Source organism: Fibrobacter sp., from assembly GCF_045112255.1.
In the GTDB taxonomy this organism is placed as follows: Bacteria; Fibrobacterota; Fibrobacteria; order Fibrobacterales; family Fibrobacteraceae; genus Fibrobacter.
This window is the reverse complement of the sequence record NZ_JBGUHR010000049.1, coordinates 1-11,714: the sequence shown is the minus strand read 5'-3', so window position 1 is coordinate 11,714 and position 11,714 is coordinate 1. Positions and strand designations below refer to the sequence as shown.

10 protein-coding genes are annotated in these 11,714 nt (G+C 49.8%); 2 read left to right on the top strand and 8 right to left on the bottom strand.

Annotated features, from left to right (window positions below; genetic code table 11):
• The 7 genes from carB to ACJMM9_RS06905 form a co-directional block, all read right to left on the bottom strand.
• A partial coding sequence (carB, locus tag ACJMM9_RS06935) for a carbamoyl-phosphate synthase large subunit (protein ID WP_405325045.1) occupies positions 1–2,702 on the bottom strand: 2,702 nt, incomplete at its 3' end.
• A gap of 315 nt (positions 2,703–3,017) precedes the next feature.
• Positions 3,018–3,206, bottom strand: coding sequence for a hypothetical protein (locus tag ACJMM9_RS06930; protein WP_405325042.1), 189 nt, complete (start codon positions 3,204–3,206; stop codon positions 3,018–3,020).
• Positions 3,207–3,343: 137 nt separating this feature from the next.
• Positions 3,344–3,646, bottom strand: coding sequence for an HU family DNA-binding protein (locus tag ACJMM9_RS06925; protein ID WP_072827891.1), 303 nt, complete (start codon positions 3,644–3,646; stop codon positions 3,344–3,346).
• A 107-nt stretch (positions 3,647–3,753) separates the two neighbouring features.
• Complete coding sequence (locus ACJMM9_RS06920) at positions 3,754–4,881, bottom strand: AI-2E family transporter (protein WP_088640390.1); 1,128 nt, start codon at positions 4,879–4,881, stop codon at positions 3,754–3,756.
• Positions 4,859–5,644, bottom strand: a complete 786-nt coding sequence (locus ACJMM9_RS06915; RefSeq protein ID WP_405325037.1) for a hypothetical protein — start codon at positions 5,642–5,644, stop codon at positions 4,859–4,861. Before ACJMM9_RS06915 ends, ACJMM9_RS06920 begins: the two co-directional genes overlap by 23 nt.
• The gene (locus ACJMM9_RS06910; RefSeq protein ID WP_405325035.1) at positions 5,631–6,362 is read right to left on the bottom strand and encodes a hypothetical protein; all 732 of its coding nucleotides are present in this window, start codon (positions 6,360–6,362) and stop codon (positions 5,631–5,633) included. Before ACJMM9_RS06910 ends, ACJMM9_RS06915 begins: the two co-directional genes overlap by 14 nt.
• Positions 6,363–6,866, bottom strand: a complete 504-nt coding sequence (locus tag ACJMM9_RS06905) for a hypothetical protein (RefSeq protein WP_109572690.1) — start codon at positions 6,864–6,866, stop codon at positions 6,363–6,365.
• A 205-nt stretch (positions 6,867–7,071) separates the two neighbouring features.
• Here ACJMM9_RS06905 and ACJMM9_RS06900 point away from each other — a divergent pair, with 205 nt between their 5' ends.
• A complete protein-coding gene (locus tag ACJMM9_RS06900; RefSeq protein ID WP_405325032.1) occupies positions 7,072–7,896 on the top strand; it encodes a tetratricopeptide repeat protein in 825 nt (274 codons plus the stop codon).
• A 119-nt stretch (positions 7,897–8,015) separates the two neighbouring features.
• On the opposite strand, the gene ACJMM9_RS06895 is transcribed toward ACJMM9_RS06900, so the two are convergent.
• Complete coding sequence (locus ACJMM9_RS06895; protein WP_405325029.1) at positions 8,016–9,974, bottom strand: FISUMP domain-containing protein; 1,959 nt, start codon at positions 9,972–9,974, stop codon at positions 8,016–8,018.
• Positions 9,975–10,256: 282 nt separating this feature from the next.
• Between ACJMM9_RS06895 and ACJMM9_RS06890 the strand changes: the two genes are divergently transcribed.
• A partial coding sequence (locus ACJMM9_RS06890) for a biotin attachment protein (RefSeq protein WP_405325026.1) occupies positions 10,257–11,714 on the top strand: 1,458 nt, incomplete at its 3' end.

The following is an 11,714-nucleotide window of genomic DNA, read 5'->3' as shown; positions in this document are numbered from 1 at the left end:
GGGCCGAGAACCGGGTCCACCTTCGGGAACTTGTCGAACGGGAACACAGCTTCCTTGGCGCCGTGGTGGTTGAACTTCTTGTCCTTGAGCTTGAGGTCTTCGAGCTTGGCACCGAGCATCAGGCGGGTTGCAAGGCGAGCCATCTGCGTGTTACAAACCTTGGAGACCAGAGGCACCGTGCGGGAGGCGCGCGGGTTAGCTTCGAGGACGAACACCTTGCCGTCTTCGATAGCGTACTGCATGTTCATGAGGCCGCAAACATGGAGGGCTTCGGCAATCTTCCTGGTGTAATCCTTGATGGTTGCCAAGTTTTCCTTAGTGATGGTCACCGGCGGAATGATGCAAGCGGAGTCACCGGAGTGGACACCGGCAAGTTCGACGTGTTCCATCACGGACGGGATGTAAACGTGTTCGCCGTCAGAGAGGGCGTCAGCTTCGCATTCGAGAGCATTGTGGAGGAAGCGGTCGATGAGGAGCGGACGATCGGGGGTCACGCCCACGGCCTTCGCCACGTATTCGCGGAGCATGTTTTCATCGTAGATGACTTCCATGCCGCGGCCGCCAAGCACGAAGCTCGGGCGGATCATCACCGGATAGCCACCGATCTGCTTGACGCAAGCGAGGGCTTCATCGATGTTCGTAGCCATCCCGCTTTCCGGCATCGGGATGCCGAGCTGGTCCATCATCTGGCGGAACAAGTCGCGGTCTTCGGCGATATCGATAGAGTCAATGCTCGTACCGAGAATCTTGACGCCTTCGTCGCTCAAAGCGCGGGCGATGTTCAGCGGAGTCTGGCCACCGAACTGCACGATCACGCCAGCCGGCTTTTCCTTGTGGTAAATCTGGAGAACGTCTTCGAGGCTGACCGGTTCGAAGTACAGCTTGTCGGAAGTATCGTAGTCGGTAGAAACCGTTTCCGGGTTGCAGTTCACCATGATGGTTTCGTAACCCATTTCGCGGAGAGCCATTGCAGCGTGGCAGCAGCAGTAGTCGAATTCGATACCCTGACCGATTCTGTTCGGGCCACCGCCGAGGATCATGATCTTCTTCGGATTTGTGGAAGCGGTAGATTCGTCCTTGCAGTTGTAGGTGCTGTAGTAGTAGAACTGGTTTTCGACGCCGCTCACCGGCACTGCGCACCAGCCTTCGACCACGCCGAGTTCCGTACGCTTCTTGCGCACGTCCTTTTCGCGGATGCCGAGGATCTTGGCGATGTACTTGTCGCTAAAGCCGTCCTTCTTGGCCTTGATGAGGAGTTCATCAGCCGGGAGGCGGCCCGGAGTCTTGAGCATTTCTTCTTCGAGCTGAACGAGTTCGCGCATCTGCTGCACGAAGTAAGCCTTTTCGTAGGTGGCGGCGAAGATTTCTTCGTCGGTAGCGCCCTTACGGAGAGCTTCGTACATCTGGAAGTGGCGTTCAGAAGAAGCGGTCTTCATCATTTCAAGGAGTTCTTCCTTGCTCTTCTTGTTGAAGTCCTTAGCAAAGCCGAGGCCTGCACGACCGTTTTCGAGACCGCGGATAGCCTTCTGGAGGGTTTCCTTGTAGGTCTTGCCGATAGCCATGACTTCGCCCACAGCCTTCATCTGGGTGCCGAGGCAGTCGTCGACGCCGCGGAACTTTTCGAATGCCCAGCGAGCGAACTTGAGCACCACGTAGTCACCGCTCGGGGTGTACTTTTCGAGGCTTCCATCGCGCCAGTACGGAATCTGGTCGAGGGTAAGGCCGGCAGCGAGCTTTGCAGAAACGAGAGCAATCGGGAAGCCGGTAGCCTTGGAAGCAAGAGCAGAAGAACGAGAGGTACGCGGGTTGATTTCGATGATCACCACGCGGCCCGTCTTCGGATCGTGAGCGAACTGGACGTTGGTACCGCCAATCACGCCGATAGATTCCACAATCTTGAAGGCATCGCGCTTGAGGCGTTCTTCGAGGGCCTTGTCGATGGTGAGGAACGGGGCTGCGCAGAAGGAGTCACCAGTATGCACGCCCACCGGGTCAATGTTTTCGATGAAGCAGATAGCGATCATCTGGTTCTTTGCATCGCGGACCACTTCGACTTCGAGTTCTTCCCAACCGAGGATGGATTCTTCGATGAGGCACTGGTGCGTCATCGAGAGTTCAAGACCGTTGGAGCAAATGGTGCGGAGTTCTTCCACGTTGTAGCAGAAACCGCCGCCTGCACCACCCATAGTGTATGCCGGGCGAACGACAACCGGGTAACCGATTTCGGCCACGATCTTTTCAGCTTCTTCCACAGAGTGGCAAATGCCAGAGCGCGGAGTATCGATACCGAGCTTTTGCATGGTTTCCTTGAAGATTTCACGGTCTTCGCCGCGTTCGATAGCGTCGAGGTTCACACCGATCACCTTCACGCCGTACTTGTCCAGCACGCCAGCCTTGCTCAAGGCAGAGGCGAGGTTCAAGCCGGTCTGACCGCCCAAGTTCGGGAGGAGGGCCTGCGGGCGTTCCTTTTCGATAATCTGGGTGAGGCGGGCGACGTTCAGCGGTTCGATGTAGGTGGCATCGGCCATGACCGGGTCGGTCATGATGGTAGCCGGGTTGGAGTTCACGAGCACAATCTTGTAACCCTGTTCGCGCAGGGCCTTGCAAGCCTGGGTGCCAGAATAGTCGAATTCGCAAGCCTGACCGATCACGATCGGGCCAGAACCGATGATAAGGACTTTGTCGATGCCTTCAATCTTCATTTTGTTTATCTCCGTTTGACTAATTAATTATTAAACTCTAGTATAAAATGTATGGATCCCCTCCCGCGCTGACGCTTGGTCGAGGATGACAAAAAAAAGCTGAACCAAACGGCTCAGCATCTTTAAAATCAAAAATGGAAATAGAAAAACCAGCGAACGGCGCAACATTGTGCATGTCACAGGTGTACATTACATTTTTTGTAATCACGTTCATCACTTTCCTATTTCGCAAAGACTTAAACTTGTGCAAATATAGAATATGTGAACAGACCTTTCAACAAAAAGATATAAAAAGCCTTTTATAAACCAGACTAATTATAAATCTTCATTCATCGAAGGATTTGATTCCGGTTCTTCATTCCCTGGATTTTCTTGGCACACCGGAAGATTCGGATCCTTCAAACACTTTTCATGAATATCCTCGTCGTCACCTTCATATTCAGCGCAACCTACAAATCCGCAAAGCGACACAGCAAGAATCATTCCCAGAAAAATTCGTTTCATAATAAACCTCTAAGTTGTTATCCCTCAATATAATAAACAATCAAAAAGATTCACGGGGCATAACAAAAAAGCAACAATAAAAAAAGGGCCGCCGTAAAGCGACCCACTCTTTGCCAAAAGCAAATCTAGCTCAGAAATTACTTCTTAGCCGGCTTGTTCTTAGCAGCAGTTTCCTTGAGAGCTGCACCAGCCTTGAAGCCGACAGTCTTGGAAGCCTTGATCTTGATGGTTGCACCAGTCTGCGGATTGCGGCCAGTACGTGCAGCGCGGGACTTCACAGAGAAAGTACCGAAACCGATGAGCTGGACGTTGCCATCCTTCTTGATGCCAGCGGCAATGCCATCGAGAACAGCGTCGATTGCGCGAGCTGCTGCAGCCTTGGATTCAATGCCAGCTTCCTTGTTAGCGAGCACGGCTTCAATGAGATCTTGTTTGTTCATTTTATAACTCCTTGAGTCAGATTTGTGAATTGTTTGGTAATATTATACTTTTTTTTTCTTAGATAAGATGGTTTTTTATTGAAAAAAGTTTTTAAAACCCTATAAAATCAAGCCTTTGGCGCCAGTCTGCCCGCGTCCTCCACATATTGATCGGCCCTAGTCCTTAATTTCTCTACATACACAAGGCAGATGCACGTGAACGGGATAGCCACCAAAAGTCCCAAAAAGCCAAGCAACTTGCCCCAGATCGAAAGGGACAGAAGAATCCCTACCGGGGGTAAGTTCATGGACTTGCCGACAATGTGCGGCACCAAAAAGAAGTCCTGGATGATCTGCACGACAAGGTAAATCGTGAGAATGATAAGAGCCACTTCCCAGAACGGCATTCCTTTATCTAGAGCGTAAACCACCGCCAGTAGTAAGGCGAGCGGAATCGTCGTAAGCTGCATATAAGGGATCATGTTCAACGCCCCGGAGAAAAGTCCAAAAGCCATTCCCATCGGGAGTCCCATCACGCTAAAACCGATCGCATAAAGAACGCCGACCGTAAAAGCAACCATCGATTGTGCACGGAAGTACGTTCCCATAAACTTGTCCGTAGCACTAGCAAATTCTCCAGCTTCACGACGGTAACGCCTCGGAATCAAACGGCGAATTCCCTTTCTTATTTTATGCATATCGAGCATAATGAAGACAAGGTACATAAACACAACAGCCGCACTGGAAACGCCCATAATGATTGTCGATGTTTTTGAAAGGACATCCCAGGCACCTGGCAAAATCCTATCCGAAACAGTCTGGACAACGCTCCACACATCCAGCGATTCCATCGCCTCGGCAATGCTATTCCAGGAGATCATGGCCTTAACAGACGCCCACGTATCCGCAGGCAAGAAAGTCATGATACGGTCGCTCCAGGTCGAATCCGTAAAAATCCTGGAAATAAGCGTTCCCAAATATTGAACTTCATGTACTACTTTAGGAACAAAGAAATACATACAACCGCCAATAATTACGGCTGCGCCCAGCAACACGACCACAACAGCAATTACGCGATAGCGAAATTTTATTTGCAATCTACAGACAAGCGGGTCCATGATATAGGCAATCAAGAACGCCGCAAAAAACGGGAACAAGACCCCACTCAAATAATTAAGTACAACAAGGGAAACCGCTACAGCCGCAGCAATCAGCACATAGCGCATCACCCTATCAAGCGTCCAATTTCTTTGCATCTTCCCTCCTGCATAACTTTGCAGAACATACTAAAAATAGCACAAATCCAAACAAAATGGCACCCAGTACAATAAGCAACGTTTTCTTTTCATCAGCATTATTGCCCCAAATACGCACATAGCGGATTTCCATTTCATCAGGAATGCCTCGAAGCGTCGAGGCGCCACTTACTATTTCAAAGAAGGCCGTTCGATTCAAGTACGTCTTGCCATCGTCTTCTTCAAGCCCCTGTTGAGAAAGCCACCATTCCGGAACGCGAAATTCGTTAAGCGAAAACCGACTCACCGCAAAACGTTCCTTCGAGCCGCCCATCAACATATAAGGCGCCGACGGAATATCTTTTTCCAGAACGCGAAGCGTCGCATAGTGGCCATTACGCGTATAGACCGGGTCATCCGTCAAAATGCGAAGTTTCATAGAATTCATGCGTTTTGAAGCCACATGAACTTCCATGGAATCAAACTTTGTCAGGTCAAAAACGCTACCAGGGCGCTTGTCCATAGACCTCAGATTAAAGCCAACACCCGCATACGTAAAAGCCTTGCCTGAATGTATCACAACAGTAGAAGTAAGGAGCGTATCCGCCGCTTGCACTTCACTTGTCGAAAACCCACCGACAGCGCTATCGTTCAACGGGAAAATTTCAAACGTCCGCTCAGGGAAAAGCTCCACCGCCACTCCCCCACAGCGTGAATAGAAAAAGCCCCAAGCAATAAGCAGGACCAGGAAAATCGAGATTCCAATCCACCTACTTTTTTTCATCGTACTCCTTCACTGGGTGGCTACGTCCAATCGCCACGATCATAAGTCCAAGAATAATAAACAGGAATATCCCATAAGCCCTGTTGCTCGTCCCGCTCACCGAAATTTCACGGACATTTACAGCAAAATTTTTCCCGCGCGGCTGGTTCCAGCCCGCCGAGATTTCTACGCGCGCAACGCTTTCGTGATGCGGTCGATTACGGGAACGCTTTACGCCACGGTCATTGTACCAAAAATCAGGAATGTAAAGTTGTTCAAACGGGATTGCAATTTGGTTTCGGCCCGGCTTTACCGGCACCTCCTTCAGCAACAACCGGAATGTCTCGGGATGCTTCAAGTCCGTCACGTCAGGGTCAAAAGTCCACGTCTTTACGTTGATTTCATTCGTTCCAGCAACATCGATGTCCAGATAAAGCGTATCGACATTTTTCCAATTGTGGAATTTTTTTTCACCATTCGGGTCAAAGTTGAAAACAAGCCCACACCAGGCAGATTTCTTTTCGTCCACGCCCAGCGCGCACTGGAACGAAACAAGCGAATCAGCAGACTTAAACTGGACCGCAGACGTACCCCCGTCTGCATTATCGTCATAAGCAGATACTTTTGCACCATCCCCTAGTGGAAACACCGTTTCAGCAAATCGCTCTTTCGGAAGCATGACATAGATGGCAACAACAATAATCGCAATGATTGCTAAAATCGTATATGATTTTTTCATTTACTCAAAAAATTTCCTTAAAGTTCTATTGTACTGAATGTAGTCCAGCGGATCTTCTTCCACAGGCTTTTCGCCAAAAATCTTGTTCACAAGCGAATCAATCCAATGGATAAAGAAGAAATGGTGCTTGCCTTCTTTGGCCTGCGGAGCCGCCTTGATGTCCAAGGACCACTGCAAAAGCTGTTTCACCGTCGAAGGTGGCATGTGGAACGTTTCGCAGCAAGTCGTCACGTAGCCATCGAAACCGTAATGCGGGAGCTTGCCCTTCACAAGCGGCTGACCGTGATCGATGCACACCGGATTTTCGCAGGGCGGGTCCTGCACGTTTTTCTTGTTCAAGTCATTGAGCCACAATTCGCGCGTTTTGTCCGAGAGTCCGCCGTAAAAGGCAAACGTCTGGTTGCACGGGAAATAAATGGAATAACACTTCGGGCAAATCCTCAGATCAAGATTGACAATTCTGAGGGACTCGACTTCTGAACCGCAAAAAGAACATTTACACATGTTTTTCAATATAGCAATTAGGGATTGAAAGTTACTAGTTATTAGTTACTAGTTATTAGATTTTTAGTTGCATGAAGCATCCTGCTTATATTGCAGGTCCATAGTTGCTAGAGTCCACTTGATTAAGAGGATTTTATAAATGAAATTTGCTAGTAACTAGTAACTGTACCGAAGGTACTTGTAACTATTAACTAAATTTAAGCTCATGGCTAAAGTAGTTCAAATTACAGCAGAAAATTTTGAAGAAGAGGTCATCAAGGCCTCTGAAACCCGCGCCGTCGCGATTCTTTTCTCTTCCGCAGAATATCCGGATTGCGCCCCGTACTCCCAGTTGGCAGGCCAGCTTTCCACAAGCATGGACTTTACGCTCGGCGTCGTAAGCTGCGATGACCGCGAAAACATGCGCCTTATCCAAATGTTCCGCGTGCAGTCCGTCCCCGAGATTCACGTGGTCGATAAAGGCCAGATTGCAGACGTCATCCAGGGTGTGCTCCCCGAAGCCGACCTCAAGAAGCGTCTCGAAAAGTTCTACGTCTCCGAAGAAGCCCGTTTCCAGACCGCTCTCGAAGACGCCATCGCACAAAAGAACTTCGACCAGGCGCTTCCGATGCTCGATGAAGCTCTTGCCAAGAACCCAAGCGACAAGAAGCTCCAGCTTTTGTGGGCAAAGGCAAGCCTCGGCCTCGGCGATACCGCAAAGGCAAAGGACATTCTCTCCAAGTTTGTTGAAAGCGACGACCAGTATCGCGAAGCCAAATCACTCCTAGAACTTCTCGACTTCCACGCCGAAGTCGCCAAGAAGGACGTCCAGGGCAAAGAAGCCATCGTCTATCACGAAGCTTGCAAACTCGCCTGCGAAGAAGATTTTGAAAGCGCACTCCAGGCATTCCTGAACCTGTACGTCGAAGCTCCAGAATGGAATGACGGCGCCGCCAAGAAAGCAATGCTCACGCTCTTTGGCGTTCTCGGTCCCAAGCACGAACTCACCTGGAAGTACCGCGCAAAACTCAATACGATGATGTTCATCTAAGGATAGACCGGGCTTTCAGCCCTCTTAGAACTAAGTTGACAGAACTTAGACAAAAGCGCAGCTCAATGAGCTGCGCTTTTTAACATTTCACTGTCAGAACCCGGCCGGCTCCAAATACTTTATCTGCACTTCGAATTTGCAAGGTCCAGCAAGTTCTTGTATGCAGCCATGCACCTTCTGTGGTCCTTAGTGCCTTCCGTGTAAGAATAGCATTCACCAAGCTTATTGTTTGCCATATCGCGTTCCTTGCACTTTTTCGGAGCAGGTTCTGCAACAGATTGAGATTTCTGCTGAGAATTTTGCGGTTGCTTAGCCTGGGAAGGTGCATCGAACGAATACACAAACACTTCAATACGGTTATTCTTCATTCTGTTATCCGGAGTCGTATTCGGAACGAGAGGTTCGTCACCGCCCTTGCCCGTTGCAATAACATCTTGACCCGGAATGCCCGACATCACCAAGTAGCTTTTCACTTCTTCGGCACGCTTCAAGGCAAGTACACGACTTCTTTCAGGGCGGTCAATGTTGTCCGTATGAGAGACGATTTCGATTTTCTTGCCGTGGTAGTTTCTCAGATGGTCAGCAAGTCTATTCAAGCCATCCGTAGATTCACGAGTGAATCTGGACTGGCCAACGCCAAACGTCACGCCCTGCAAAATGAACTTTTCCAAAACAGTCTTATTTGCAGCATTATTAGCGGCATTAGCCTGAGATGCAGGCTGAGACGTCGTCACCTGCGGCTTCGGCGCACCGTAAGAAGGCGTGTTTTTGATGCAGCGGAGCTTGTTTGTATAAGCATCACCATGCTTAAAGTACGGTGTACCCTTTTCACGGATAGCATTGTACTTCCAGTCCACATACGTCATTTCGCTACCATTCTTCGAAGAAGTCCAATAGCCACGCTTGAAGTCAAAATTCATGCTGCACGGGTTTTCCTTCGTATCGCGATTGTTTCTCACGCGCTTGTCATTTGCATGAATTTCAAATTCAGTCGCCTTCGAGAAAAGCTGTTCGTATTCACTCTGTTCCGGAACATGCCAACCACGCGGACAGGCACGGTCAAGATTGCGGGCTTCCATTTCATCCAGGCGGTCGAGAATCACGTCTTCAGCCATCCAGGTCTGATCACCAATCTTAAGGGTCCTGTAAGTCTTTCCGGCATTATCCATCACGCCACCAAGACGTTCCTTGCAAGCGGCTTCCCAATTCTGGATGCAGCGCACAGAATAAGCATTCGCCTTACGTCCCTGGAACGCGAAAGTTTCAAGGTTCTGGCCTCTAAAGCTCATGGCATCAGCACGATCACCCGGTTTTTCATCACCAAGCCAGAAGAACGCACGGTTGCCTAAATCAATATAGCGGTCACCATCAACGTAGTAACCTCCATTGACCACTCTAAAATTATTCAGATTGAAGTCCTGGTAGTTGAGGTCATCACCCATCGGCAGGCTCCAACCATCAGGGCAAGCCCTCTTTGCGGCGCTCCACGTATAAAGTCGGCCGTAACTATCGCAGTTCTGGGTTACATTGTCATAACAGTAACTTTCCGGCAAGCGGAACTTCAGGTTTTCCGCCATCCATACGCGGCCGCCAATTTTCACCGTAGAATAGCGTTCGCCATCACGGTTATCAATCAGGAGATTCCTTGATTCGTCATAGGTCGAAGTATTCTGGTACTTGTTCGAAGCGTAAGAATTCTGCTGAGCCACAGGCTGTGTCGGTCGAGATGCCTGCATTGCGCGCTCTTCGTCAGAAATACTACAATCAAATTCCTGCGGAAGCTTTCCAAAGTAATAGTTGTACTTATCCGGAGTAATCCAAATCTCGCTACTCCCCACAGACGAACGCATAAAAGAACGCGGATAATTGACGCATCTGAAAAGCACATTGGCGCAACGATCGTCCTTCTTTTCCGTTCTAAACGTATCGTCCATATCCGGGCAACGCCAGTAGCAAGAATTGCCGAACATGTCGTCAAAGCTACAGGCAATCACTGTTCTATCGCCAGACGGAGCGGCAAAAACCGATTCCGCGGCTAAAAAAGAAGTCGCTATCGCAAGAGCGTACTTTTTATTCATAAAGACTCCGTATTCCAACACAATTTGGTGTGTATTATATATGATTAGGACAAAAATACATTTTTCACAATGTGTATTTCTAGATGATACCATTAATTAAAGAGTTTCAATAGTTCTTCGCAAAAAGAAAATTTTTATTTACGCATATTTCTAAGTTTCAAGTTCCGATTTTCCCCTCATTTTCTTATAACTAGTAACTAGCAACTAGTAACAATTTCTAAATTTCCGCCCGTATTTTATTGTACAGTAAAAACAAGGGATTAAATCCCACAGGAAAACATTATGAAAAAGATCAAGTTCCAAGACACCTCGTTCCGTGATGGCTTCCAGTCCATTTTCGGCGCTCGCGTGTTCATGAAGGACTTCATGCCTGCCGTTGAAGCAGCTGTGAAGGCTGGCATCACCCACTTCGAAGCAGGTGGCGGCGCCCGTTTCCAGGCTCTGTACCAGAACTGCGGCGAAGACGCATTCGACATGATGGATGAATTCCGTCGCGTTGTCGGTCCGAAGATTCGCCTCCAGACTCTCGCTCGCGGTATCAACGTGGTCGCTCTCGCTCCGCAGCCGCGCGATATGATCAAGCTCCATGCCGACATGTTCAAGAAGCACGGCATGACCCGTATTCGTAACTTCGACGCTCTTAACGACGTCAACAACCTCATTTACTCCGGTAAGTGCATCACGGACGCAGGACTTGAACACGAAGTCGTCGTCACCATGATGGAACTTCCTCCGGGATGCGACCTCAACGCCGCCCACAATCCGGAATTCTACGAACGCATCCTCCGCAACATCTTGGACGCCGGTGTTCCGTTCGCTTCCGTCTGCTTCAAGGACGCTTCCGGTACGACAAACCCGACCAAGGTTTACGAAACATTCAAGCGCGCTCGTAAGCTCCTCGGCGACAACGTCGAACTCCGCATCCACAGCCATGACACCTGCGGTACTGGTGTGGCTCAGTACAAGGCAGCTATCGAAGGTGGCGCAGATGGCGTCGACCTCGGCCGCAAGCCGCTTTCTGGCGGTACGGCTCAGCCGGACCTCTTCTCCATGTTCCACGCCCTCAAGGGTACGGATTACAAGCTCGCCCTCGGTGAAGACAGCATCGTTGACGACCACATTCCGGAACTCATGGAAGCCAACAACGTCGCTGTTGAATGCCTCAAGGACTACAACTTCCCGCCTGAAGCTCGTCAGATCACAACCGACGTTATCTTCAGCCCGATGCCGGGTGGCGCTCTCACAGCTAACACGCTCATGATGCGCGAAACCAAGACCTTCCACCTCTTCCCGAAGGTTATCGAAAACATGAGTGAATGCGTACGCCGCGGTGGCTTCGCATCCTCTGTGACGCCGGTTTCTCAGTTCTACTTCCAGCAGGCTTACATGAACACCTTGAACCAGGCTGCAGGCCGCGGCACATGGTTCAAGATGACGGAAGGCTACGGCAAGATGCTCCTTGGCTACCAGGGCAAGACTCCTTGCGAACCGGATCCGGAACTCGTGAAGATTGCAGCCGACCAGTTCGGCATGAAGCCGTTCAAGGAAGCCTATCCGGGCATCCAGTGCGCAGAAGAAATTCTCGAACCGGGTATTCCGAAGGCCAAGAAGCTCCTCGAAGAAAATGGTCTCCCGGTCAACGACGAAACCATCTTCATCACGGGCTGCCTCCAGACGAAGGCTGGCAACAAGGGTATCGAATTCCTCAAGGGCAACCGCCACATTGGCGTGCCGAAGAAG